Here is a 25,306-nt window from a genome sequence, read left to right as displayed (position 1 = left end):
TCGGGCGGCTAAGCGACAACCTCTACGTAGCTGGACTCGCCGCCTCCGGTTGCACCCGACAACCAACCCCACACGAAGGCCAGGGTGGTACGCCCGGCATCATCAACGCTGACCGTGCCGCGAGACCAGCCCGCCAACAACTCGCCCTCAGTGGTCAGGCATTGAAAGAGCAGCTCTATGGTGTCCGGGCCGGTTACCCGCCCGACCTGCTGGCCAGTGCGAATCCGCCCGCCTTGGTAGGTGCTGGAGATGGCCTCTCCCTCGACTAGGTAGTGAAATACCGTACCGGTGCCGGAGAGCCCTTGGGAGTTGTTCGCTACCGCAAATCGGCGATCGTGCAACCGTTCGCGCAAATAGGAAAAGTCCGTCTGCATGGGTATCGCGTCCTTTCGTCGTGGGGATCCGTTTTGGCGTCAGCCGTGAACCATCACTGTCGCTGTGCAACCGCCTGCGTATAGAGCTCGGCATAGGCCTGCCCTAGCCCTTCAGCGGTGAAGACTTCCAGATAGCGCGCGCGGGCAGCCTCGCCGTAGCGCTGGGCCAGTGCGGGGTCATCCCAAAGTGTCTGCATCGCCGCGCGCAGGGCGCTGGCATCCATTGGCGGTACGACAATGCCCGTCGAGCCGTGCTGGTTGATAAAGCTGGTACCTGTGCCGATTTCGCAGCAGATAAGCGGCTTGCCGAACATCGCGCCTTCCAGCAGGCCAATACCGAATGCCTCGGAGCGCAGGTGCGACGGAAAGACCACCGAATAGCAGGCCTGCATCAGGTTGACCTTTTGCTGCTCATCGACACTGCCGAGGAAGTGCACGTTGGTCAGGTTGGCGCGGGCCGCGATGCGCATCAGTTCCTGCTCCAGCGGGCCGGCACCGACGATCAGCAACGGCCAAGGCGATGCTTGCATGGCGTCCAGCAGGAAGTGCAGCCCCTTGTAGTAGCGCTGCACGCCGACAAACAAGAAAAAGCGCTCGCCGTAACGTCGCCGCAAATCCAATACCGCCTGAGCGTCTGGCTCTGGATACAGTGACTGGGCCAGGCCGATGGGAATCGACTGTGCCTTGTCCTGATAACGCTGCAGGACGGACGAGCTTTGCAGGTAGTTCGGGCTGGTCGCCGCAATTGCATCGACCCGCTTGAGGAAGGCGTGCATCAATGGCCGGTAGACCTGAAACAACACCTTCTGGCGCACGATATCGGAGTGGTACGTCACCACACTGGGTTTGCCCAGCCCCTTGGCCAGGTGGACCAGGTCCATGAACGGCCACGGGTAGTGGTAATGGATCACGTCCGCCTGCTCCGCCAGACGGGCAAAATCCGCAAACGCCGACCAGGAGAAACCGGTCCTGGCGAGGTTGAGGTTTTGCCTGGACTGGAACATGCGGTAGCTGGAGGTTTCCTGGGGTGGCAGCGGGTCATCTGCCAGGGAGAGCACAGTATTCTGATAGCCCTGGGCTGATGTCGCGTGCGTCAGGTGCCGGATGAACATCTCCACGCCCCCGAACTGGTCCGGGCCGAAGGTCTTGTAGAAGTGCAAAACTCTCACGAAAAATGTGCTCCCCGCAACATCAGCCTTGCGCCGACAGTTTGGTCCACTGACCGTCGACTTTCTGGATCGGGCACTGCGCGTTGAAATCTTGTGTTTCGGTACGCACGGCCGTCATTACGTTGGCGTTGTCTTGGACTTTCGTGAACGAGATCAGGCCGCAATCCTTGATGCGCACGACCAGCGGGCTGACGTCCGGGAACACATTCGACGTGACGCTGAAGCCAGGGTAACCACTGATCACTTTGGTCACTTTGCCCATGACGCGGGCGGCTTCCAGGCGGGTTTCGCCGTCTGGCATCTGAATAAAGCGCAGGTATTGGCCTTCCTGTTGCGGGATCTGGACCGGCACCGGTTTGGCAGCCGCCTGAGGCGCTGGGGCGGCAGGTTTGTCGCAGCCGACGAGGGTCAACAGTACAGCGCCAACGAAGAACATCTTGTTCATGCGGCGATACTCCTAGGGATGATTGGAAAGTAAGGGTTGGGTGGTAATCAGGGTGTGCATTCAGGTGCGTCCCGCCTCGCAGAAGCGTCGGTACGCGGTGCGTGCAGCAATGGCCATACGCGGTGAAAACGAGAACAGCAGCAACGACGACACCGACACCAGCCAGCGCCGGCGAAACCAGCAGAGTGCGTATTTGTTGAGCAGCAGGTGCAGGTAGCGCCCCGTCTTGTGCCGCTTCGTACGGCGGGCGCGCAGGCTGTGCAGGTCAGCGGCGGTCAGGATCGTTTCCGGGGCATAAGGTTCTGTGAGGAACCGCTGCGGCGGAGTCACGCCAAGGCTCTGCCAGTCGTGGACCTCGAAATTGTCCAGCAGCAGGTCTTCCCACGCACAGAACAGGTCGAAACGAGTGTGCGAAATGTGTTCAAGGTCCAGCGCCAGGCCGCAGGTCTGCAAGAAACGCAGCAGGATGGCCTGCTCGGGCAGCAAGCGAAACGAGGTGTAGCCCTGGAACGTGCCGATCGGATTGATCCGTGGGCCACCTGCCAGGTACACAAATTCAGCGGGAAGCGGGCCGATATTCCACAGCCGTCGAAGGTCGTCGGTGCGGCCGAACTGCAGCGTGTCACTCAGGTGAAACAGGTAGCAGAGTTTGATCGGATTACGCAGGAACAGGTTCGAAACGCCAACCCTCGCTGCCAGCAAGCTTGCAGGTTGCTCATCACCCATCAGGCTCAATAGCGCGCTGCTGCACAGCACATGATCGGTGCGCAGTTTGAGCGCGTACTCGCGCGTGGCCAGGGCCAAGCCATTAGCGACGGTGCTGATGAGCTTGTTGACGTTGTTGATGTTGCCGCTGGCGTCTGCAAAATGCGTGGCCGATGCATCGGCCACGCATTGCACGCCTTCAAATGAAACACCCGTGCAGTCGTCCGTGGTCGACAGAATGATCTGCGCCCCCGGCAAGTGCTGGCGCACCGACTCGATTGCACGCGCCGCGATATCCACCGGCCCGTCCTTCAAGCGGCCCTGGAGAATGACCGTCAGCCTGCTGGCGTCGATGCTCATGCGTGCTTGTTCAACTGGTGGGCCAGCATCAGGGCCAGGGCCACGACCGTCACTGTCGGGTTACGTGATCCGCACCGCGGAAACAGCGAAGAGCCGGCGACGTAGACGTTTTCCGTACCGATGACACGGAAGTCCTTGTCCACCACCGCGTTCTCACCCGCGCTCATGTTCAACATGCCGACCAAGTGATGGGTACCGAAGACATATTGGTAATGCGCTTGTTCGGCTTCGCGCACAGGCACCACACCCAGCGCTTCCATCTTCGCGTAGATGGCGGCAATCACGGCGTCATAACGATGCTTGTTGCCGTGGTAGCCATCGGTATCCATGCGCACGGAACCGCCCTCGTAAAACAGCGAGACGTCCCATTGCGGCGGAATTTCCAGGAGGATGTACAGGCTCAGGATGCTGGCCAGGTCTTCGACCGATTCCTGTACCGCCCAGTTGTTCAGCTTTTTCAGGTCCAGGGAGCCAGTCAGGGCTGCATCGCTGGCCGAGGTCATCAGGCCCAGCGTGGTGTACTCGATCCCATCAAGCTCGCCGGACAGCTCCGGGATGACCACCTGCGCGGCGGTGTTGACCTGGAAAAACGGGATTTTCGCCTGCGGCAAGCGACAGGCTAGCTCGGCCACGGCGTGGTCCTGGCAGTAACGCCCGATGAACGCCTGTGGCGTTTCGTCCGGCAGGTTGCTCTTCCACAGCAGTTTCAATGATTCAACGCCGTGCGCGGCGATGACCACTCGATTGAAACGGATGCTCAGTGGCCCGTTGGGGGTATGGCAAATCGCCTCGACGGCTTTGTCACCTTCGAAGCGCAAGTGATCGACCAGCACCTCATTCAGCACTTTGGCGTGGTTACGGATATGCAACGAGCGGGTCTTGGCGTCCATCGGGCACAGCTCGCAGTCCCCCGCTCCCATGCAGAGGCCTTGCCCGTCGAGGTTTTCCACCGACAGGTTATGGGCCTGCGCCCCAATGTAGGCTTGTGGGAAATACGGCGACAAGGCGCGGTTCCAGCGACGTGAGCCTTTGATTTCCGACAGAGGGTTGCGCTCCTCGGGATCACGAGGATCAGCACTGATGCGCAGCAACTGCTCGGCAGTGCGGTAGTAGGGTTGCAGCGTCTGGTAGTCGAAGGGCCAGCGAAATGCGTCGGCCGATTGGTCGAACACCGCCTCTGAAAGACGGAAGCTCAAGCCACCCCAGTGGTTGGAACAGCCGCCATCCACGAGGATGTAGTCGGAAACGCAATCGTCTGGCAGATCTTCGGGCACATTGAAGGCGTGCACCGACTCATAAGAGCGGCGGATCAATGCATCGTGGCGGTCCACCTGTTCCATCTCGTTGAAGCGGGCGCGTCGTTCAAAGATGTTGAACTTCTCGCCACGGTCAACAATGAGGCAGGGGCCCTTCAAAGCATGGGCAACGGTACGTCCGGCAAAACCGTTGCCGATAATCAGCGTTTCAACAAACATTAGCCTGTAACTCTGTAAAAGCCGGGCGTACCCAACGTACGGGTCTGGGGCGCTACCACGAACAACGAACGGTTATGGTTGACCAAGTGGTAAAGGAGGGATTCGCGGTCTTCATCCTTGAGGTTGCGCGAGTAAAGTTTTATCAGCAGGTCGGGGGGCATGTGGCGAAACTTCACATGTATGTTGCCTTCCCGGATCGCTTGAAAATCCAGGGGCGGCCCCATCGACTGGCGGCCTAGCCAACCGCCTAGCGCAATGCCACCGACGAACACACCGAGCCCCGCAACAAACTGTCTACGCTTCATCGGCTCACGTTCTCACGCGGACGATCCGCTGATAGAAAAAGCGCACCAGTTGACGCAACCTGGAAACCGGCCATGCAATCAAGGGCGAGCTGAGCAGGGCCTTTTCCAGCAATGTGGAAAGCAAGAACATCTGGAAGCGGTTCGCTTCCGCTGCCGAGCCCGCATTGCTTGCCGTACTGTTGAACAAACTGTTGGCGTAGCGTGCCATGTAGCCGAGTTTCAGACGCGGCATCAGCAACACGATGTTCTTGTCACGCAGGCCTTTGAACAGAAACGTGAACGAGGCCAGCTTGCGGACAAAATCCGTCGTGACCTGATCCTGGTGCAAGCCAAAGTCGATGAGCAGCCAGGACTCGGACGCCGTGCTCAATTTTGTGCCGATCACATTGGCGTCGGCAATGAACTCGCCATTGTTGACACTGCCCCTTTCATGCAGGAAATCATCCAGCTGGAAGGTTTTGAGCGGCGGCGCAGGTTGCGCTTGCGGCGCCGCCCATGCGCACTCACCGATCACCACGACTTGGGTGAGCAACGAGGGCTGCAGTTCTATCTGCGACAGAAAGACCGCCAGTTGGGCTTGCTTGCCCTGTGCCGCGTCCTGGGAAATCAGAAAGATGTTCATTTCCTGCGCTCCACATAGCTATCGAAAGGCGTGGAGTTGTGGATCGCCCGCACACAATCGCGAAAACTCGAGAAATAGAAGACTTCGCCGTTTCGACGGTACAGCTTGAGCGCCGACAACAAGGTGCCAGGCAACGCCAGGAGGCGAGGATGGAAGTACTCGTCCAGGCCTTTGTAGAACCAGCTTTGCAATGGACGCTGGCGCAGCATGTTGCGGAACTCGGAGCTGCCAAAGACCAGGTTGCGCTTCGCCTCGCGAGGATTGGTCATGAATTCCAGGGCAATCGACTCGATGAAGGTGTTCGGCAATTGATCCAGAAGCACCCACTTTTCAAAGTCGCGGATGAAGGCCATCACGGACTCCAGGTCATTGCCGAAGCCACAACCTTGCACCACCTCGTCTACCAGCTTCAGCCACGCGCGCGAGCTGATGGTCTTCAGGCCGGTCGGAATATGAAGAAGCGTATCGCCGACCGCGTACTTGTTGGCGAAGCGTTGCAAGCGGATAAGCGCCTCGTCCGCCGACATGCGGATCAGGGGTTTTTTGCGCAGGAGTGAAAACTGCGAAGGGCCTGTATGCGCGTAGCGACCGTTGCACGATTCGACTGGCGATCCGGTGCCGAGCAGCGCCCGGGACGTCACCGACTGGGCCACGCCATAGGGGTTGACCCGCGAAGGGACGCCGCCCTTGGACGCACGAATGCCATGCTCGATGTCTTCGAATTCGGCCCACAACAGGGATTCGTCGAGGGGGAACGCCTGCCACACTTCCTTGCGGCAGATGTACATGCTGCCAGTAGGGTAGCTGACGTCTTTGCCGTATCGCATTGGGCTGGCAAAGCAGAAGCCTGTCCGTTCAATTTCCGCAAACAGCACAGGTGCGATACTGACCACCGTGTTGTCGCTGCGGTGCATGCCCTTCATGCCATCGGCAATCACACCCATCGCCATGCCGTAGTCCGAATAGCGGCGCGGCCCGAAATTGCGCACGTTGTCGAAGAACAGGCTTTGCAGGGTCATCAACGGGTAGCGCGGGCCGAAACGGCGGACCATTTCACCGAAATGCGCAGGCAGGAACACCCGGTCATGCAGGATGACCAGGTTGTTGTAGCGCGCTTCATCGACGAGGCGATTCTTCTTCTTGCAGATCTGCACAGGCGGCGCGGTGATGTCTTCACCGACGATGCGCACCTGGTCGAAGTAGCGGAAGTTCTTGCCTGGCGTGCCGCATAGCAGGATTTCCTTGTTGGGGATATCCAGCTCAAGGATGCGCTGCACCACGGCATTGAGCACCGTGGCGTCTTCGGGGCCTACCGGGATGCCGAACGTCCAGCTGTCCAGGTCATCGTCGGTCTGCGCCGGCAGCACGGCGGCCTTGCGGTACACCACGCGGTTGGCGCTGCGTTCTTCGCACACCAGGGCCGTGTTGAAGTAGGCACGGTCCAGGTAGCTCTCTACGGCGGAGTCTTCAATGACGGTGAGTGTTTCGCCCACGGCCAGAAAATGCGCAGCGTCCCACAGCAGCAAAGGGCTCAGCTGCGAGTCGCTTTGCACGCCGTAAAAACAGTACGAGCCAGGACCATAGATATCCAGCGGGCGTTTGGCTGCATGCAGCCCTTTGACCGTGGTATCAGGAACGCCTTGCTTGAAGCGACGGAAGGAAAACAGCGTCTGGCTGCCTTCCGTCACGCTCAGGTCTGCCGGGATCGGGCGCAATTGCTTGGGCCCGAGGTAACCCAGCTTTGAATCGTGTTGCAGTTCTATCGTTTTCATTCTTCTACGACATATTTGTCATTCAGCGCGCCGGGCACCTTGACCACAACGGTCACTGCGTCGCTGAGTGCCTTGAAGGCCGTGATGTCGCCTGGCTCGAGCACGACGATTTCGCCGGCGCCCCAGGTCTTGCCACACATCTCGACTTCGCCGGACAGGATCAGCGTCACTTCCGTGGCGATCTTGTGATAGTGAGCCGCCTCGGCATCACCCGCCGCGTACGGCTTGACGGCCACTTCACAGGCTTGTGTGCTGAACGCAGTCGGCGTGAAACCACCGACAAACCAGCCCTTGACCATGTCTTTCAGATTGGCGGTGTTCATCGTGGGCCTACATTCTCGAACGCGTGCAGCTGGTGATGGCTCTTGAGCGGGTGGTACTGGCTCGGGTCCACACGGTGGGTACCGATCTTCTTGTGCAGCAGCACCAGTTCGTTGAGCGCCGGCGCAATGTAGAACGCATCGTTGACCTTGAAGTCCTTGCGGATCATTTCCTTCACGGCCTCGACAAACACACTGCCCTTGGCAAACCAGTACAGACCGGCCACGGCGTGGTTGCTGATCGGGTTCTTCTCAGCAGCCTCGACCACATACCCCTGCGGGTTCTTGCGTACGAACGAGTAGCGCGGGTGCAGCGACTTGAATACCACGACGCCGGCATCGCACTCGTCGCGACGGAAGTCTTCGACGATATTGCCCAGCGCCGCATCGAGCAGTTCGTTGCAGCTGAGGATCAGCAGTTCATCGTCGTTGTCGATGCTCTCGGCGGCCAACAGCGCGGTGCAGGCAGCGCCCATGGTCAAGGTGTGTACCGCGTGAATAGAGGCGATCGGACTCATCTGCTGCAACATGTTGCGCAGGTGGTACTTGGCGACGTCAGCCTTGGGCAGCATGCAGGAGATGCTGGCCGGGTTGAGCTCCAGACACTTTTCGACCAGGTCCTGGATCAACGGAATGCCATCGCGTTCGGTCAGGTAGCCTGGGTAGTTGCTTTCGGATATGACCGAAGTGGTATCGCCACCGGCGAGCAGTATGATGTTCAACTTGCGCACAACATTTCCTCCAGCTCTGGAGCCTTGGCGTTGATCTGTTCAATCCGGGCAGTGATGTTGTCCAGGTTCACATCGGCGACATCCTCGACCACCAGTACGTGAGCGCCGGAAGCACGGGCGGCACGGATGCCGTTCTCGTTGTCTTCCACGATCAGGCACTCTTCAGGCAACAGCCCAAAGGACTCGATGGCCTTGATGTAGATATCGGGTGCAGGCTTGGCGTTGGGCACGTCTTCGTTGGAAAACTTGCGGTCCAGGTACTGATCCAGACGCGACTTTTCCATCATCACTTCGACGGTGTTGCGGATCGAGTTGGACGCCACGGCCAGCTTGTAGCCCTGGCTCTTGAGCGACGACAGCGCGTACTGGTGAACGAAGGTTGGCTTGCACTGGGCGTAGACGATTTCCATCGTGTACATCTGCTTCATTTCGTTGATGAACTGGTGCAGTTCCACCGGCAAGTCACGCTCGACGCTGAGGATGTCCAGCTTGCGCGAGGTTGGCAGACCATCGTAGGTGGTCAGGTGTTCATGGCGGCTGATGGTATGGCCGAACAGGTTCAGCGCCTTGTTCAGCGCTTCGTAGTGCCAATCTTTCGCTTCGATCAGCACACCGTCCATGTCGAAAATCACGGCTTTAATCATGATGTCATTCCTTGAAGAAAGAGCGAGCTGCTTCGGGCAGGTCGGTGCATAACGTCAGGTTGTTGGCGCCCTGGAATTGGGCGAGGAGTCGCCACAAGGACATGTGTTCGCGGCCGTGCAGTTCCGAAGACACCACACACACCTGTTTGCCCTGACCCAGCAGGTCAGCGAGCTGGGCGGACGAGTACCACTCGGCACCGAAGCTATCCAGCCAGATACCGTCAGCCTCGTTCAGCCACGCGGGTACCGGCTCGACCTCACTCTGGCGGGTATAGCTGCATACACCGCTGGCGAGATAGCTGCGCATATCGGGCACAGCCATGTCGAAGACAAACCAGTTGCTGTGACCATGGGCTTCGAACGCCGCCTTCAGCGGAGCACAAAGGCCGTCGGCCTTGATGTTCATCGCCAGTGGCAAGTTGCGCCCAGCCATGATTGCCAGCAGTTCGTCCAGCGACATTTCGCTGCCGTCAGGCATATCGTGGGAAATAACCAGACGCCCGCCGATGTCGCGTACGTCGGTTTCCGTGCCGAAGCCCAGGTCGAAAGAGCGCTCGAAGGCTACTCGCTGGTTACGCTCGGGCTTTTGCAGCCAGTAGCCGCGGTGACTGATGATCTGCATGATCGATCAGCGCCCTGCACACGCTGCGCGGCTGACCGGCAGATCGAGGAACAGGTTCAAGTCCGCCGGGATACCCAGGCCATACATGCCTTTGCCTTCCGAACCGACGTTGTAATGGATGACCTTGGCCTGGTCTTCGATCATCTCGTTGTAGGCCGGCGCAACGTAGAACTCGCCATTGACCCGCAGGTCTTTGTCGAACATCGCTTCAATGGCGCCGATCAACTGGCGACCGCTGCGGAAGTTGTAGATGCCCACGGTGGCTTCATCGGAAATCACTTCCTTTTCAACCACCGAGTTGATGCTTCCATCATCGGCAAAACCGACAAAGGACCACTTCGGGTCGTTCGCCTTCATCGTCATGATCAGGCCATCGGCATCTTGTGCCTGCATGGCACTCAGGTAGTCGTTGATGTCGACATCAACGTACTGATCGCTGTTGGCGATCATTACCGGGTGCTCGGAGTCGATCAGATCCTTTGCCGTATACACGGTGCACGCTGCACCTTCTGTAACGCCGTTCAACTCGACAATGGCGCAACCTGGCGCCCAAGCCTGCAGCTTGTCTTTCAGGCCGTAAGCCTCAACGTGCGCCGCCTGGCAGATAAAAATGAAACGGTGCTCGCAGGCGGGGGTGAGGTTGTCGATGACCACTTTAATCATCGGCACCGAGTGCACAGGGATCAGCGGTTTCGGATCGGCGTAGCCTGCCACTGCGAAGCGGCTGCCGGCACCTGCCATGGGAACGACTATGTTAAGCATTTGAACTCCTTTACCTACGTACTAGGTACTCTTCATACGCATCAATGACTTCACTGGCCGGGCCAATCATTTGAACCCGTCCGTCCTTGAGCCAGCACACGCGGTTGCATAGCTCCCTGACTCGTTGTGAGTCGTGCGAGACAAATACGACAGTCTGGTTACCCATCATCATTTCTCGCATGGTGGCTTCGGCCTTCTCACGAAAGTGGCCGTCGCCGACACTGAGCACTTCATCCAACAGGATCACATCGGGCCGTGAGTACTTGGAGATGGCAAAGCCGAGGCGCGCCTTCATACCAGTGGAATAGCTGCGCACAGGCACTGCGGCGCTGGCTTGGAGTTCGGCGTAGTCGAGAATCTCGTCGCTCAATTCGCGCATGCGCTTGCGGCTCATGCCCATGAGCATGCCGCTGAGGACAATATTGTCGCGGGCATCGAGGTTTTCATCGAAACCCAGTTGCAGATTGAGCAGCGACACGCTGGAGACAGACTGGGTCAAGCTGCCACGGGTGGGCTGGTAGATACCCGCCAGCACCTTGAGCAACGTGCTCTTGCCGGCACCATTGCTGCCGACTATCCCGAACGTATCGCCACGGCCAATCGAAAAAGACAGATCGTGCAATACCGTGGTGGAGGCACGCGACAGCAAGCGCAGACCGTTGCGGAAGGTCAGCGACAGGGAGTTGATGGTCATAGCTGCCGGTATCGTCATTTGCTCAGCGCCATCGCATAGGCGTTCTTGTTCCGGGACAGGAACAGGACAGCCAGAATCAACAACACCAGCGCACCGCCGGCCAGGGTCAGCAAGTCACCTAGTACCGGGGCACGCCCGTACATCAACACATCGCGGTACATTGAAATCAATGCGGCCAACGGGTTGATATCCAGCAGGAAACCCAGCTCGGCAGGGATATTGGCTTTTGCGTAGAACACGCCGGAGGCAAACATCAGAAATTGCAGGCCGGTGGAGATCAGGATGCGCAGGTCCGGCATGAATGGAATCAGCCCGGCAACGAACACCCCCACCGCAGCGGTAATAATCAACTGCACGAAGGCGATCAGCGGGACGTACAACCAAAGCCAGCTGGGCGTATTACCCAGAGCACACAGAAGCAACAGCAACAAGACAACGACCAGTGACTCTTTCACCAGGTCCTTGAATATTGAAGTCATCGGGAAGATCAGAGGGTCAACCTTGCAATGCTCGAGAATGTGCTTTTTCTCGTAAATTGCATCGGTGCAATTCATCACGCTCTTGTTGAACCAGGTCCAGAACGTGACGCCGATAATCAGGAAAACTGCGAAGTTTTCGACCTGAATGCGCAGCAAGTGGCCAAAGACGCTGTAGTAGATGCCGAGCAGAAGCATCGGTTCAAGCACCCACCAGGCAAGGCCCAGACGGGTTCGTGTCGATTCTGATTTAAGCCCAAGGCGGGCACGCTCCATCGACACTTGGAGTGTCGACCAGACGTTCAGACTTCCGTGTCGCCAACGCATCACACAGCCTCAGCAAAAAAACAATCGAAAATTCTATAGGAATAATGGCATTTAGCCCAGCAACCAATACCTATTTCTTACAGAAAAGTTCAATATTTCTGACATATGGTGATGCCGTCCACGACAAAACGCCGCCACTGCAACGCTGGTGGATTCTGAGGATTGGGCTGAAAAAAGGAGTGCGATCGGAGCAATAGAGGCCCGCCCGCCGGCGGACCTCCAGGTGACGGTCTGTTACTCCACCGTCACCGACTTCGCCAGGTTGCGCGGCTGGTCAACGTCTGTGCCCTTGAGCACAGCGACGTAGTACGACAGCAGTTGCAATGGGATGGTGTAGAGGATCGGCGACAGGATGTCGTTGATGTGCGGCATGTTGATCACATGGGTGCCTTCGCCGTTGGTCATGCCGGCTTTTTCGTCGGCGAACACCACCAGTTGGCCGCCACGGGCGCGCACTTCCTGCAGGTTGGACTTGAGCTTCTCCAGCAGTTCGTTGTTCGGCGCTACGGTGACCACCGGCATGTCGTCATCCACCAGGGCCAGTGGGCCGTGCTTCAGCTCGCCGGCCGGGTAGGCTTCGGCGTGGATGTAGGAGATTTCCTTGAGCTTGAGCGCGCCTTCCATTGCCACTGGGTATTGCGCGCCACGGCCGAGGAACAGGGTGTGGTTCTTGTCGGCGAACAGCTCGGCGACTTTTTCCACGGTGCTGTCCATGGCCAGGGCTTCGCCGAGGCGGGTTGGCAGGCGGCGCAGTTCTTCGACCAGGGTGGCTTCGACGCCGGCGGCGAGGGTGCCGCGCACTTGGCCCAGGGACAGGGTCAGCAACAGCAGGCCAACGAGCTGGGTGGTGAAGGCTTTGGTCGAGGCCACACCGATTTCACGGCCGGCCTGGGTCAGCAGGGTCAGGTCGGACTCACGCACCAGGGAGCTGATGCTCACGTTGCAGATCGCCAGGCTGGCCAGGAAGCCCAGCTCTTTGGCGTTACGCAGGGCGGCCAGGGTGTCGGCGGTTTCGCCGGATTGGGAAATGGTCACGAACAGCGTGTCGGGCTGCACCACCACCTTGCGGTAGCGGAATTCGCTGGCGACTTCGACCTGGCACGGGATACCGGCCAGTTCTTCCAGCCAGTAACGGGCAACCATGCCGGCGTGGTAGCTGGTGCCACAGGCGACGATCTGCACGTTGCGTACGTTGGCGAACAGCTCGGCGGCTTGTGGGCCGAAAGCGTTGACCAGCACCTGATTCTGGCTCAGGCGACCTTCCAGGGTGCGTTGCACCACAGCCGGTTGCTCGTGGATTTCCTTGAGCATGAAGTGGCGGAACTCGCCTTTGTCGGCCGCTTCGGCGCCGTCGCGGTACTGCACGGCTTCGCGCTCGACGGTGTTGCCGTTTACGTCCCAGATCTGCACGCTTTCACGGCGGATGTCGGCAATATCGCCTTCTTCCAGGTACATGAAGCGGTCGGTGACCTGGCGCAGGGCCAGTTGGTCGGAGGCGAGGAAGTTTTCCCCCAGGCCCAGGCCAATCACCAACGGGCTGCCACTGCGGGCGGCGACCACGCGGTCGGGTTGGCTGGCGCTGACCACGGCCAGGCCGTAGGCGCCGTGCAGTTCCTTGACCGTGGCCTTGAGGGCGGTGGTCAGGTCGCTGTGGTCCTTGAGCTTGTGGTTGAGCAGGTGGGCGATGACTTCGGTGTCGGTGTCCGAGGTGAACACGTAGCCCAGGCCCTTGAGTTGTTCGCGCAGCACTTCGTGGTTTTCGATGATGCCGTTGTGCACCACCGCCAGGTCGCCGGAGAAGTGTGGGTGGGCGTTACGCTCGCACGGCGCGCCGTGGGTGGCCCAGCGGGTGTGGGCGATGCCCAGGCGACCGACCAGCGGCTCGCCAGCCAGGGCTTGTTCCAGCTCGCTGACCTTGCCCGGACGACGCATGCGCTCCAGCTTGCCGGCGTTGGTGAAGACCGCCACACCGGCGCTGTCGTAGCCACGGTATTCGAGGCGCTTGAGGCCTTCGAGCAGGATGGCGGTTACGTTACGTTCGGCGACTGCGCCAACAATTCCACACATGATGTTTCTCCTAGATGATTGCCGCGCATATCAGCGTAATGCCGCGGGCTTGGATCTGGTCGCGGGCCTCAAGCGGCAGGCGATCATCGGTAATAAGGGTATGGACGCTGCTCCAGGGCAGTTCCAGGTTGGGGATCTTGCGACCGATCTTGTCGGATTCGACCATCACCACCACTTCCCGCGCGACCTCGGCCATTACGCGGCTCAAGCCCAGCAGTTCGTTGAAGGTGGTGGTACCGCGCTGCAAATCGATACCGTCGGCACCGATAAACAGCTGATCAAAGTCATAGGACCGTAGCACCTGCTCGGCGACCTGGCCCTGGAACGAATCCGAGTGCGGGTCCCAGGTGCCGCCGGTCATCAACAGCACCGGTTCATGTTCCAGTTCGCTCAAGGCTCTGGCCACGTGCAGGGAATTGGTCATCACCACCAGGCCGGGCTGGTGGCCCAGTTCGGGGATCATCGCGGCGGTGGTGCTGCCGCTGTCGATAATGATGCGCGCGTGCTCGCGCAGGCGCATCACGGCGGCACGGGCGATGGCGCGCTTGTACACCGAGATGGGTTGGGCGGCGTCGCCGACCAATTCCTGGGGCATGGTGATGGCGCCACCGTAGCGACGCAGCAGCAGGCCGTTGCTTTCGAGGGCAGCGAGGTCCTTGCGGATGGTCACTTCCGACGTTTCGAAATGCTTGGCCAACGCGTCCACGCTGACTTCGCCCTGTTCATTGAGCAAGGCCAGGATATTGTGGCGGCGTTGGGGTGTATTTCGTTTCGACATGGCAGTTATAAGTTTCGTTTCGAAAGATAACGAAGGCAATCAAAACCTATTGGCGAAAGATCGTCAAGCGGGGCGTAGTAAATTTTGGGAAAAATCCCCAATCAAATGTGGGAGCTGGCTTGCCTGCGATAGCGGTGTATCAGTTTGCACATCAGTGACTGATAGACCGCTATCGCAGGCAAGCCAGCTCCCACAGGGGATCGTGTTGGCCAGGTGAGACTGTGGATAACTCAGGTCTTTTTGATTTTGACCGGACGCTTCCAGCCGTCGATGTTGCGTTGGCGGGCGCGGGCCACGCCGAGCTGCAAGTTATCCACATCCTGGTTGATGGTGGAGCCCGCCGCCGTGGTGGCACCATCGCCCACTTTCACCGGGGCCACCAACGAGTTGTTGGAGCCGATGAACACGTCTTCGCCCAACACGGTGACGTGCTTGTTGGCGCCATCGTAGTTACAGGTGATGGTGCCGGCACCGATGTTGGTGCGCGCGCCGATCACGGCATCGCCGAGGTACGTCAGGTGGCCGGCCTTGGCGCCTTCGCCCAGGTGGGCGTTTTTCAGTTCGACAAAGTTACCCACATGGGCCTTGGCCTCTAGCACGCTGCCAGGGCGCAGGCGGGCGAACGGGCCGGCATCGCTGCCCTCGCCCATCACGGCACCTTCCAGGTGGCTGTTGGCCTTGACCACCACGCCTTTGCGCAGGGTACTGTCCTTGATCACGCAGTTCGGGCCGATCACCACGTCGTCTTCGATGATCACGCGGCCTTCAAGGATCACGTTGATGTCGATCAGCACGTCGCGGCCCACGGTCACTTCGCCACGCACGTCGAAACGCGCCGGGTCGCGCAGGGTCACGCCCTGAGCCATCAGGCGGCGGCCTTCACGCAGTTGGTAGTGACGCTCCAGCTCGGCCAATTGCTTGCGGTCGTTGGCGCCCTGCACTTCCATGGGGTCGAGGGGCTGCTCGGTAGCGACCAGCAGGCCATCGCTCACGGCCATCTCAATGACGTCGGTGAGGTAGTACTCGCCCTGGGCGTTGTGGTTGGACAGACGGCTCATCCAGTCGGCGAGCTTGTTGGCCGGCACCGCCATGATGCCGGTGTTGCCTTCGGTGATGGCGCGCTGGGCTTCGCTGGCATCTTTATGCTCGACGATGGCCGCGACCTTGCCGTCAGCGTTGCGCACGATACGGCCATAGCCGGTGGGATCATCCAGCTCGACGGTGAGCAGGCCCATCTGGCCTGGCACGACGTGCTTGAGCAGACGTTGCAGGGTTTCCACTTCGATCAGCGGTACATCACCGTAGAGGATCAGTACGGTGTCGGCGGTAATGAATGGCACGGCTTGCGCGGTGGCGTGGCCGGTGCCGAGTTGCTGGTCTTGCAATACGAAATTCAGGTCGTCGGCGGCCAGGCGTTCACGCACCACGTCGGCACCGTGGCCGATCACCACGTGAATGCGCTGTGGATCGAGCTGCCGGGCGCTGTGGATAACATGGCCAAGCATGGAGTTGCCGGCAACCGGATGCAGCACCTTGGGCAGGGCCGAACGCATGCGGGTGCCTTGGCCTGCGGCGAGAATGACGATTTCAAGAGACATGAATGGCTACCAATCCTGGGCGGTCCGACGTCAGACCAGAGAAGTGTATGGCTGAAAAAGAAAAAGGGTAGCCGAGGCTACCCTTTTTAATCAATCGCACATGAAACAAGACGGCGTGGCCGCTTACTTCTTGCGGATCTGCTGGAGCGTGCGCAGCTGGGCTGCAGCCTCGGCCAGACGTACAGCAGCAGCGCTGTAGTCGAAGTCCGCACCCTTTTCGTTCAGGGCCTTCTCGGCAGCCTTGACGGCTTCCTGAGCGGAGGCTTCATCCAGGTCGCCAGCACGTTGCACGGTGTCGGCAAGTACCGTGACCTTGTTCGGCTGAACTTCGAGGAAACCACCGGAGATATAAAACACCTCCTTTTCCCCGTTTTGCTGGGTCAGAGTGATCGGACCTGGCTTGAGATCAGTAAGCAGCGGGGCGTGACCCATGGCGATACCAAGATCACCTAAGCCGCCGTGCGCTACTACCATCTCGATCAGGCCGGAATAGATTTCTCCTTCCGCGCTGACGATATCGCAATGGACTGTCATAGCCATCTGATTGCCTCAACCTGATGAGCGCCCGTTTCCGGGCGCTTGGATTACAGTTTCTTGGCTTTCTCGATCGCTTCTTCGATGCCGCCAACCATGTAGAACGCTTGTTCTGGCAGGTGGTCGTAGTCACCGTTGAGGATGCCTTTGAAGCCAGCAATGGTGTCTTTCAGGGAAACGTATTTACCCGAAGCACCGGTGAAGACTTCAGCCACGAAGAACGGCTGCGACAAGAAACGCTGGATCTTACGAGCACGGTTTACCAACTGCTTGTCGGCTTCCGACAGCTCGTCCATACCCAGGATCGCAATGATGTCCTTCAGTTCTTTGTAACGCTGCAGCACGTACTGAACGCCGCGAGCGGTGTCGTAGTGCTCCTGGCCGATCACGTTCGGGTCCAGCTGGCGCGAAGTCGAGTCGAGTGGATCGACCGCTGGGTAGATACCCAGGGAAGCGATGTCACGGGACAGAACGACGGTGGCGTCCAAGTGGGCGAAGGTGGTCGCTGGCGACGGGTCAGTCAAGTCATCCGCAGGTACGTATACCGCTTGGATCGAAGTGATCGAACCTTCCTTGGTCGAAGTGATACGTTCTTGCAGAACGCCCATCTCTTCGGCCAGGGTCGGCTGGTAACCTACTGCGGAAGGCATACGGCCCAGCAGTGCGGATACTTCAGTACCGGCCAAGGTGTAACGGTAGATGTTGTCGACGAACAGCAGAACGTCGTTACCTTCGTCACGGAACTTCTCGGCCATGGTCAGGCCAGTCAGTGCTACGCGCAGACGGTTACCCGGCGGCTCGTTCATCTGACCGTAAACCAGTGCCACTTTGTCCAGAACGTTGGAGTCCTTCATCTCGTGGTAGAAGTCGTTACCCTCACGGGTACGCTCGCCCACACCGGCGAACACGGAATAACCGCTGTGCTCGATGGCGATGTTACGGATCAGTTCCATCATGTTTACGGTCTTGCCTACACCGGCACCACCGAACAGACCGACTTTACCGCCTTTGGCGAACGGGCAAACCAGGTCGATAACCTTGATGCCGGTTTCCAGCAGGTCGTTGCCGCCAGCTTGTTCCGCGAACGAAGGTGCTGGACGGTGAATGCCCCAACGCTCTTCGGTGTCGATCGGACCAGCTTCGTCAATCGGGTTGCCCAGTACGTCCATGATCCGGCCCAAGGTCGCTTTACCGACCGGTACGGAGATGGCTGCGCCAGAGTCGACAACGTCCAGACCGCGCTTCAAGCCTTCGGTGGAACCCATCGCAATGGTACGAACTACGCCGTCGCCCAGCTGTTGCTGAACTTCCAGAGTAGTGTCCGCGCCTTGTACTTTCAGCGCGTTGTAGATGCTCGGTACGCTGTCGCGTGGAAATTCCACGTCGATAACGGCGCCGATGATTTGAACGATACGTCCGCTACTCATAGCTGGATCCTCTGAATATTTGAACCGTTAAACCGCGGCAGCGCCGCCGACGATTTCCGAGATCTCTTGGGTGATCGCAGCCTGACGCGCCTTGTTGTAGATCAGCTGCAAATCGCTGATCAGATCACCGGCGTTATCGGTAGCGTTTTTCATCGCGATCATCCGCGCCGCTTGTTCAGCTGCGTTGTTCTCGACCACCGCCTGGTACACCTGCGACTCCACGTAGCGCACCATCAAGCCGTCAAGCAGCTCTTTGGCGTCTGGTTCGTAGAGGTAGTCCCAGTGGTGCTTGAGTTCCTGATCCGGGGTCGCCACCAGTGGAATCAATTGCTCCACGGTTGGCTGCTGGGTCATGGTGTTGATGAACTTGTTGGATACCACGGAGAGGCGGTCAATCCGGCCTTCCAGGTATGCATCCAGCATCACCTTCACACTGCCGATCAAATCATTGATCGACGGCTCTTCACCCAGGTGGCTGATAGCTGCTACGACGTTGCCGCCGAAGTTACGGAAAAAGGCCGCACCCTTGCTACCAACTACACACAGATCGATCTCGACGCCGTTTTCGCGGTTTACCGCCATGTCCTTGACCAGGGCCTTGAACAGGTTGGTATTCAAACCACCGCACAAACCACGGTCACTGCTCACAACCACATAACCCACACGCTTAACTTCGCGGTCGATCATGAATGGGTGGCGGTATTCCGGGTTGGCGTTGGCCAGATGCCCAATTACCTGGCGGATACGCTCCGCATAAGGACGGCTAGCAGCCATGCGCATTTGTGCCTTGCGCATTTTGCTGACCGCCACTTTTTCCATGGCGCTGGTAATTTTTTGCGTGCTTTTGATGCTCGCAATCTTACTGCGAATCTCTTTTGCGCCTGCCATGTAACACCTATCAGGTTAGCAAGCGGGAGCCTTGCGGCCCCCGCTGCGGCTTACCAGGTTTGGGTGGCCTTGAACTTCTCGATACCGGCTTTCAGGCCAGCGTCGATTTCGTCATTGAAGTCACCCTTCACGTTGATCTTGGCCAACAAGTCGGCGTGATCGCGGTTGAAGTAAGCAATCAGCGCTTGTTCAAAGCTGCCAACCTTGGCGATTTCGACGTCAGTCAGGAACCCACGCTCAGCGGCATACAGCGACAACGCCATGTCAGCGATCGACATTGGGGCGTATTGCTTCTGCTTCATCAGCTCGGTAACGCGCTGACCATGCTCAAGTTGCTTACGGGTCGCTTCGTCCAGGTCAGAAGCGAACTGGGCGAATGCCGCCAGTTCACGGTACTGAGCCAGAGCGGTACGGATACCACCGGAGAGCTTCTTGATGATCTTGGTCTGAGCGGCACCACCCACACGGGATACCGAAACACCGGCGTTCACTGCAGGGCGGATGCCCGAGTTGAACATGGCCGATTCCAGGAAGATCTGACCGTCGGTGATGGAAATCACGTTGGTCGGAACGAACGCGGAAACGTCGCCAGCCTGGGTTTCGATGATCGGCAGTGCGGTCAGGGAACCGGTTTTGCCGGTCACTGCGCCGTTGGTGAACTTCTCTACGTACTCTTCCGAAACGCGGGATGCGCGCTCCAGCAGACGGGAGTGGAGATAGAACACGTCGCCTGGGTAAGCTTCACGGCCTGGTGGACGGCGCAGCAGCAGGGAAATCTGGCGGTAAGCCACTGCTTGCTTGGACAGATCGTCATAAACGATCAGCGCGTCTTCACCGCGGTCGCGGAAGAATTCACCCATGGTGCAACCGGCATACGGAGCCAGGTATTGCAGCGCAGGAGATTCCGAAGCACTGGCAGCCACGATAATCGTGTTCTTCAGTGCGCCGTTCTCTTCCAGCTTGCGAACCACGTTGGCGATGGTCGATTGCTTCTGACCGATGGCTACGTAGACGCAGAAAATGCCGCTGTCTTTCTGGTTGATGATCGCGTCGATGGCCAGAGCGGTTTTACCGATCTGACGGTCACCGATGATCAGCTCACGCTGGCCACGGCCGACAGGGATCATGGCATCGACAGCCTTGTAGCCAGTCTGTACAGGCTGGTCTACCGACTTACGCCAGATCACGCCTGGAGCAACTTTCTCGACCGCGTCGGTCTCGGTGTTGCCCAGTGGACCTTTACCGTCAACAGGGTTACCCAGTGCGTCGACTACGCGACCGAGCAGTTCCTTACCAACCGGAACTTCCAGGATACGGCCAGTGCACTTGGCGCTCATGCCTTCAGCCAGGGACTGGTATGCGCCGAGAATAACGGCACCTACGGAGTCCTGCTCCAGGTTGAGGGCCATACCGAAGACGCCGCCCGGAAACTCGATCATCTCGCCGGACATTACGTCGGCCAGACCGTGAATCCGCACGATACCGTCAGATACGCTGACGACAGTGCCTTCGTTACGGGCTTGGGAGGTCACATCGAGCTTGTCGATGCGGCCCTTGATAATTTCACTTATTTCGGAAGGATTGAGTTGCTGCATTGCTCTGCTGCCCCTTCAAACTCAAGATTTCAATGCTTCGGCAAGATTCGCGAGTTTGCCGCGAATCGAGCCATCGATAACCAGGTCGCCGGCGCGAATGACAATGCCCCCAATGAGGGATTTGTCTTCCGCAACTTGCAGGCGCACTTCCCGGTCGAGTCGTGCACTGAGAACCTTGGCGAGTTTGTCTTGCTGTTCTTGGTTCAATGCGAAAGCACTGGTCACTTCAACGTCTACCGATTTCTCTTGCTCGGCCTTGTACAGGTCGAACAGAGCGGCAATCTCCGGCAGAAGCAGGAGACGGTCGTTTTCGGCAACAACGTGCAAGAAGTTCTGCACTTTCACATCAAACTTGTCGCCGCACACTTCAATAAAAGTGGCGGCCTTGTCTGCGCTCGTCAGTCGCGGGGCCTTGAGCACGCGCTGCATGGTGTCGTCTTGCGACACTGCTGCAGCCAGGCCGAGCATGGCTGACCAAGAGGCCAGCTGCTGGTGGGCCTGGGCGTGCTCGAAGGCTGCCTTAGCGTAAGGTCGGGCCAACGTGGTCAATTCTGCCATGATCGCCCTCGCTTAAATTTCAGCAGCCAGTTTGTTAACCAGCTCCGCGTGCGCGTTTTGATCGATTGTGGCACCCAGGATCTTCTCAGCACCGCCAACGGCCAGGGCACCCAGTTGGGCACGCAGCGCGTCTTTGACACTATTCAGTTCCTGCTCGATCTCGGCCTGAGCCTGAACCTTCACACGGTCAGCGTCGATACGGGCTTTTTCAACAGCCTCTTCAACGATCTGGTTACCGCGTTTCTTGGCTTGCTCAATGATTTCGGCTGCTTGAGCTTTCGCTTCGCGCAGTTGTTGACCCGCTTTATCTTGGGCCAACTCCAGGTCGCGAGCTGCTCGTGCTGCAGCGTCCAGCCCATCCGCGATCTTCTTCTGACGTTCGTGCAGAGCTGCGATGACCGGAGGCCATACGAACTTCATGCAGAAAACGACAAAAATCAAGAACGCTAAGGACTGACCAATAATGGTTGCATTAATGTTCACGCCAATACCTCGCTCATTCGTTGCACAACACACCAATCACTCGAAAAGACGAGTGATTAACCGGCGAGTTGACCAACGAAAGGGTTCGCGAAGGTGAAGAACAGAGCGATACCAACACCGATCATGGTCACGGCGTCGAGCAGGCCGGCGACGATGAACATTTTAACTTGCAGCATTGGAACCATTTCTGGCTGACGCGCTGCGCCTTCCAGGAACTTGCCGCCCAGCAGGCCGAAACCAATGGCAGTACCCAGGGCGCCCAGGCCGATCAACAGTGCAACAGCGATAGCGGTTAGACCAACTACAGTTTCCATCTTTCCTCCCGACTTTTACGTCGTATGGTTTAGGTTTTTTAGATTTTAAAGCGGTAAAACAAATCGTTTCATAGCCCGGTAGGGCCTACCTTCCCGTTTGACCGGGAAGGACATCAGACTAGTCGAGACTGGTCTTAATGGTTCTCTTCGTGCGCCATCGACAGGTAGACGATGGTCAGCATCATGAAGATGAAGGCCTGCAGGGTGATGATCAGGATGTGGAACACAGCCCACGCCCACTGCAGAACAATGCCCAGGCCGCTAAGCCAGAGCAGGCCGCTGCCGAACATCACAGCGATCAGAATGAACACCAGCTCGCCGGCATACATGTTGCCGAACAGTCGCAGAGCCAGGGAGATCGGCTTGGCGATCAGGGTCACGAATTCCAGCAGGAAGTTCACCGGGATCAGCAGGGCTTGAACGAAGATGTTCTTGCTGCCGAACGGGTGCAAGGTCAGTTCGCCGATGAAGCCGCCGATGCCCTTGATCTTGATGCTGTAGAAAATGATCAACGCGAATACCGACAGGGCCATGCCCAGGGTAGCGTTAGGGTCAGTGGTCGATACGGCACGGAATGGGATGTGCGGGTCGCCGCTGATCGCCATGGCGAGCTGAGGAATCCAGTCAACCGGGATCAGGTCGACGGCGTTCATCAGGAACACCCAGACGAAGATGGTCAGTGCCAGCGGTGCAATCACCGGGCTACGGCCATGGAAGCTGTCTTTCACGCTGCCATCGACGAATTCGACCAATACTTCAACGAAGTTCTGCAAAGCACCTGGCTGACCGGAAGTCGCCTTCTTTGCCGCCATGCGGAAAATCAGGACGAAGATCAGACCCAATGCGACCGACCAACCCAGAGTATCCAGGTGGAAAGCCCAGAAGCCCATTTCTTTGGCCTCTGCTGCGGAGTGGGCAAAGCCCCAGCCGCCATTAGGAAGCTGACCGAAGGTCAGGTTCTGCAAGTGGTGCTGGATATAGCCCGAAGCGGTTGTTTCTGCCATGGTTGCCTCAAACGCCCTAAGGTTTCGAAAGTCTTGTTTTCATTAGCAGGGGAGCGAACCAGCTGACCAGTTGGGTCAACACGAAGACGCCGAATACAGCCAGCGGCGCCAATGGCTTCACACCTGCAAAGGTCAATGCAAACAGCACTGCCGTCAAAATCAGTTTCCCTGCTTCGCCGGCATAAAATGACCGGACGATCGCCTGGGCTGCTCGGGCGCCGGAAAACCGAAAGGCCCTGTGAGCAAAATACATATTGGGCAGCAAGGCTATCAGGCCTCCGCAGAGTCCTGAATATCCGGCTACGACTCCATGCCAGTACCAAAGCGCCAAAGCGGCGATCAGCAAAATGACAAATTGAGCCAATAAAACCGGAAAAACGGCCAAGCGATGGAACGGCAACGTGTTTGGCGTGCGGGTTTCCATCACTCTTGCTCCTCAATGGTCGGCTGCCGGAAATCAATAACTTGGCATAATTTGTGCCGACAAAATGCGCGCAGAGTATAGGGGCGGTTCTGCCCCTATTCAACTGCCGGGTAGTGATTTCCGATCACACGCTACATGAGTAAATGTTTCAGCGGATGTGGGCAAGGACGCCCTGCAGCTCATCGAGAGAGTTATAGCCGATGACCAATTGGCCTTTGCCTTTCTTCCCGTGGCGAATCTGCACCGCAGAGCCTAGGCGTTCGGCCAGGCGCTGCTCGAGACGGGCGATATCCGGATCAGGTTTGCTCGTTTCGGCCGGTGCAGGTTTGCCGCTCAACCACTGGCGAACCAGGGCCTCGGTCTGACGAACGGTGAGCCCTCGTGCGACAACGTGTCGCGCCCCTTCAACCTGTTGATTTTCCGGCAGACCGAGCAAAGCACGGGCATGACCCATTTCCAGGTCGCCATGGGACAGCATGGTCTTGATGACTTCCGGCAATGCGATCAGGCGCAGCAGGTTGGACACGGTCACGCGGGACTTGCCCACTGCGTCGGCCACTTGCTGCTGGGTCAGCTGGAACTCCTGCTGCAAACGCTGCAACGCGATCGCTTCTTCGACCGGGTTGAGGTCTTCACGCTGGATGTTCTCGATCAGCGCCATGGCGATCGCGGTTTCATCCGGCACATCGCGCACCATCGCCGGGATCGTTTCCTTGCCGGCCTGCTGGCTGGCACGCCAGCGGCGTTCACCGGCGATGATCTCAAAGCGCCCGCCACCGATCGGGCGGACCACGATCGGCTGCATCACGCCCTGGGCCTTGATCGAATTGGCCAGTTCTTCCAGCGCCTGGGGGTCCATGTCCCGGCGTGGCTGGTATTTGCCACGCTGGATCAGGTCCAGGGGCAGGTGTTGCAGCTCGCGCTCGTCGGCCTGCACCGCTTGCTCTTCAAGCGACGTGACAGTCGGACCACTCAGCAGTGCATCCAGTCCACGTCCGAGACCTCGTTTCTTGACGGCCATGGGGATTCCTTAAGTTGGCTGGGCTGCAGCGGTGCGTGAGTTGCGGCGTTGACGGCGAACCATCTCGCCGGCCAGGGCCAGGTAGGCAATGGCGCCACGCGAGGATTTGTCGTACGCCAGCGCAGGCATGCCGTAGCTTGGCGCTTCGGCCAGACGGATGTTGCGCGGGATCACTGTGTCGTAGAGCTGGTCGCCAAAGTGTTCCTTGAGCTGCGCCGACACGTCGTTCATCAGGCTCAGGCGCGGATCGAACATGGTCCGCAACAGGCCTTCGATCTGCAGGTTCGGGTTGAGCAGCTCGGCGATACGCTTGATGTTATCCACAAGGTCGCTCAAACCTTCCAGTGCGTAGTACTCGCACTGCATGGGGATAATTACCCCATCTGCCGCCACCAACGCGTTCAGCGTGAGCATCGACAACGACGGCGGGCAGTCGATCAAAATGTAATCGTAATTCTCGCGGATCGGCGCCAAAGCGCTGCGCAGACGACTTTCTTTCATCTGCATTTCCAGCAGCACCACTTCCGCCGCGGTCAAATCGCGGTTGGCCGGCAGCAGTTGGTAACCACCGTGTTCGGAGAAGTGCATGGCCTGGGCCAGGTCGCACTCGCCGATCAGCAAGTCGTAGACCGAGTTTTCCAGGCCGTGTTTATCCACACCGCTACCCATGGTGGCGTTGCCCTGTGGATCGAGATCGATCAACAGCACCCGGCGCTTGGTAGCCACCAGGGATGCTGCGAGGTTGATGCAGGTGGTGGTTTTGCCCACGCCACCTTTCTGGTTCGCTATCGCGAATACCTTAGCCATTCTTG

The 25,306-nt window shown here is 58.6% G+C and carries 29 protein-coding genes; all 29 read right to left on the bottom strand.

The window, feature by feature from the left end:
- Positions 1 to 8: 8 nt before the first annotated feature.
- The 29 genes from ACU688_RS16795 to ACU688_RS16655 all read right to left on the bottom strand — a co-directional run bounded on the left by ACU688_RS16795 (position 9) and on the right by ACU688_RS16655 (position 25,301).
- Positions 9 to 374 (bottom strand): avidin-fold protein, encoded by a 366-nt coding sequence (locus ACU688_RS16795; RefSeq protein WP_448185667.1) that lies wholly within the window; start codon positions 372 to 374, stop codon positions 9 to 11.
- 53 nt (positions 375 to 427) lie between these two features.
- On the bottom strand, positions 428 to 1,543 hold the full coding sequence (locus tag ACU688_RS16790; RefSeq protein WP_448185666.1) for a glycosyltransferase: 1,116 nt from the start codon (positions 1,541 to 1,543) through the stop codon (positions 428 to 430).
- Between the two features lie 22 nt (positions 1,544 to 1,565).
- Positions 1,566 to 1,988, bottom strand: coding sequence for a hypothetical protein (locus tag ACU688_RS16785; protein ID WP_448185665.1), 423 nt, complete (start codon positions 1,986 to 1,988; stop codon positions 1,566 to 1,568).
- A 60-nt stretch (positions 1,989 to 2,048) separates the two neighbouring features.
- Positions 2,049 to 3,053 (bottom strand): WavE lipopolysaccharide synthesis family protein, encoded by a 1,005-nt coding sequence (locus tag ACU688_RS16780; protein WP_448185664.1) that lies wholly within the window; start codon positions 3,051 to 3,053, stop codon positions 2,049 to 2,051.
- The gene (locus ACU688_RS16775) at positions 3,050 to 4,528 is read right to left on the bottom strand and encodes a GMC oxidoreductase (RefSeq protein WP_448185663.1); all 1,479 of its coding nucleotides are present in this window, start codon (positions 4,526 to 4,528) and stop codon (positions 3,050 to 3,052) included. The genes ACU688_RS16780 and ACU688_RS16775 overlap by 4 nt, the downstream gene beginning before the upstream one ends.
- A complete protein-coding gene (locus ACU688_RS16770; protein WP_448185662.1) occupies positions 4,528 to 4,833 on the bottom strand; it encodes a hypothetical protein in 306 nt (101 codons plus the stop codon). Before ACU688_RS16770 ends, ACU688_RS16775 begins: the two co-directional genes overlap by 1 nt.
- A 4-nt stretch (positions 4,834 to 4,837) precedes the next feature.
- Positions 4,838 to 5,455, bottom strand: a complete 618-nt coding sequence (locus ACU688_RS16765) for a hypothetical protein (RefSeq protein WP_448185661.1) — start codon at positions 5,453 to 5,455, stop codon at positions 4,838 to 4,840.
- A complete protein-coding gene (locus ACU688_RS16760; RefSeq protein ID WP_448185660.1) occupies positions 5,452 to 7,227 on the bottom strand; it encodes a hypothetical protein in 1,776 nt (591 codons plus the stop codon). Before ACU688_RS16760 ends, ACU688_RS16765 begins: the two co-directional genes overlap by 4 nt.
- Entirely contained in the window at positions 7,224 to 7,550 is a 327-nt protein-coding gene (locus ACU688_RS16755; RefSeq protein WP_448185659.1) for a cupin domain-containing protein, read from the bottom strand. The genes ACU688_RS16760 and ACU688_RS16755 overlap by 4 nt, the downstream gene beginning before the upstream one ends.
- On the bottom strand, positions 7,547 to 8,278 hold the full coding sequence (locus ACU688_RS16750) for a glycosyltransferase family 2 protein (protein ID WP_448185658.1): 732 nt from the start codon (positions 8,276 to 8,278) through the stop codon (positions 7,547 to 7,549). Before ACU688_RS16750 ends, ACU688_RS16755 begins: the two co-directional genes overlap by 4 nt.
- Positions 8,266 to 8,922, bottom strand: coding sequence for an HAD family hydrolase (locus tag ACU688_RS16745; RefSeq protein WP_017737634.1), 657 nt, complete (start codon positions 8,920 to 8,922; stop codon positions 8,266 to 8,268). The genes ACU688_RS16750 and ACU688_RS16745 overlap by 13 nt, the downstream gene beginning before the upstream one ends.
- Positions 8,923 to 8,926: 4 nt before the next feature.
- Positions 8,927 to 9,544 carry a PI-PLC domain-containing protein gene (locus ACU688_RS16740; RefSeq protein WP_448185657.1) on the bottom strand — a complete coding sequence of 206 codons (618 nt, stop codon included), beginning with the start codon at positions 9,542 to 9,544 and terminating at the stop codon, positions 8,927 to 8,929.
- A 6-nt stretch (positions 9,545 to 9,550) separates the two neighbouring features.
- Complete coding sequence (locus ACU688_RS16735) at positions 9,551 to 10,306, bottom strand: glycosyltransferase family 2 protein (RefSeq protein WP_448185656.1); 756 nt, start codon at positions 10,304 to 10,306, stop codon at positions 9,551 to 9,553.
- A 10-nt stretch (positions 10,307 to 10,316) separates the two neighbouring features.
- Complete coding sequence (locus ACU688_RS16730; RefSeq protein WP_448185655.1) at positions 10,317 to 11,000, bottom strand: ABC transporter ATP-binding protein; 684 nt, start codon at positions 10,998 to 11,000, stop codon at positions 10,317 to 10,319.
- Between the two features lie 14 nt (positions 11,001 to 11,014).
- Positions 11,015 to 11,803, bottom strand: coding sequence for an ABC transporter permease (locus ACU688_RS16725; RefSeq protein ID WP_448185654.1), 789 nt, complete (start codon positions 11,801 to 11,803; stop codon positions 11,015 to 11,017).
- A gap of 234 nt (positions 11,804 to 12,037) precedes the next feature.
- Positions 12,038 to 13,870 carry a glutamine--fructose-6-phosphate transaminase (isomerizing) gene (glmS, locus tag ACU688_RS16720; protein WP_448185653.1) on the bottom strand — a complete coding sequence of 611 codons (1,833 nt, stop codon included), beginning with the start codon at positions 13,868 to 13,870 and terminating at the stop codon, positions 12,038 to 12,040.
- 10 nt (positions 13,871 to 13,880) lie between these two features.
- Positions 13,881 to 14,648 carry a DeoR/GlpR family DNA-binding transcription regulator gene (locus ACU688_RS16715; protein ID WP_448185652.1) on the bottom strand — a complete coding sequence of 256 codons (768 nt, stop codon included), beginning with the start codon at positions 14,646 to 14,648 and terminating at the stop codon, positions 13,881 to 13,883.
- Between the two features lie 230 nt (positions 14,649 to 14,878).
- On the bottom strand, positions 14,879 to 16,246 hold the full coding sequence (gene glmU, locus ACU688_RS16710; RefSeq protein ID WP_448185651.1) for a bifunctional UDP-N-acetylglucosamine diphosphorylase/glucosamine-1-phosphate N-acetyltransferase GlmU: 1,368 nt from the start codon (positions 16,244 to 16,246) through the stop codon (positions 14,879 to 14,881).
- 123 nt (positions 16,247 to 16,369) lie between these two features.
- Entirely contained in the window at positions 16,370 to 16,786 is a 417-nt protein-coding gene (locus tag ACU688_RS16705; RefSeq protein WP_029290129.1) for a F0F1 ATP synthase subunit epsilon, read from the bottom strand.
- Positions 16,787 to 16,830: 44 nt separating this feature from the next.
- The gene (gene atpD, locus ACU688_RS16700) at positions 16,831 to 18,207 is read right to left on the bottom strand and encodes a F0F1 ATP synthase subunit beta (RefSeq protein ID WP_010207684.1); all 1,377 of its coding nucleotides are present in this window, start codon (positions 18,205 to 18,207) and stop codon (positions 16,831 to 16,833) included.
- Positions 18,208 to 18,234: 27 nt separating this feature from the next.
- A complete protein-coding gene (atpG, locus tag ACU688_RS16695; protein ID WP_010565870.1) occupies positions 18,235 to 19,095 on the bottom strand; it encodes a F0F1 ATP synthase subunit gamma in 861 nt (286 codons plus the stop codon).
- Between the two features lie 50 nt (positions 19,096 to 19,145).
- The gene (atpA, locus tag ACU688_RS16690; protein WP_010207686.1) at positions 19,146 to 20,690 is read right to left on the bottom strand and encodes a F0F1 ATP synthase subunit alpha; all 1,545 of its coding nucleotides are present in this window, start codon (positions 20,688 to 20,690) and stop codon (positions 19,146 to 19,148) included.
- Positions 20,691 to 20,711: 21 nt separating this feature from the next.
- A complete protein-coding gene (locus ACU688_RS16685; protein WP_017736229.1) occupies positions 20,712 to 21,248 on the bottom strand; it encodes a F0F1 ATP synthase subunit delta in 537 nt (178 codons plus the stop codon).
- Between the two features lie 12 nt (positions 21,249 to 21,260).
- Complete coding sequence (locus ACU688_RS16680) at positions 21,261 to 21,731, bottom strand: F0F1 ATP synthase subunit B (protein WP_017736230.1); 471 nt, start codon at positions 21,729 to 21,731, stop codon at positions 21,261 to 21,263.
- 56 nt (positions 21,732 to 21,787) lie between these two features.
- A complete protein-coding gene (atpE, locus tag ACU688_RS16675; RefSeq protein ID WP_002555987.1) occupies positions 21,788 to 22,045 on the bottom strand; it encodes a F0F1 ATP synthase subunit C in 258 nt (85 codons plus the stop codon).
- Positions 22,046 to 22,179: 134 nt separating this feature from the next.
- Positions 22,180 to 23,049, bottom strand: a complete 870-nt coding sequence (gene atpB, locus ACU688_RS16670) for a F0F1 ATP synthase subunit A (RefSeq protein WP_017736231.1) — start codon at positions 23,047 to 23,049, stop codon at positions 22,180 to 22,182.
- Positions 23,050 to 23,065: 16 nt separating this feature from the next.
- Positions 23,066 to 23,473 carry a F0F1 ATP synthase subunit I gene (locus ACU688_RS16665; protein ID WP_010565865.1) on the bottom strand — a complete coding sequence of 136 codons (408 nt, stop codon included), beginning with the start codon at positions 23,471 to 23,473 and terminating at the stop codon, positions 23,066 to 23,068.
- Between the two features lie 148 nt (positions 23,474 to 23,621).
- Entirely contained in the window at positions 23,622 to 24,494 is an 873-nt protein-coding gene (locus tag ACU688_RS16660; protein ID WP_448185650.1) for a ParB/RepB/Spo0J family partition protein, read from the bottom strand.
- A 9-nt stretch (positions 24,495 to 24,503) separates the two neighbouring features.
- Positions 24,504 to 25,301 (bottom strand): ParA family protein, encoded by a 798-nt coding sequence (locus tag ACU688_RS16655; protein WP_017736233.1) that lies wholly within the window; start codon positions 25,299 to 25,301, stop codon positions 24,504 to 24,506.
- Between the last annotated feature and the right edge of the window lie 5 nt (positions 25,302 to 25,306).

This window comes from Pseudomonas acericola (SeqCode) (assembly GCF_053456465.1).
This window is presented reverse-complemented; position numbering and strand designations above follow the sequence as displayed.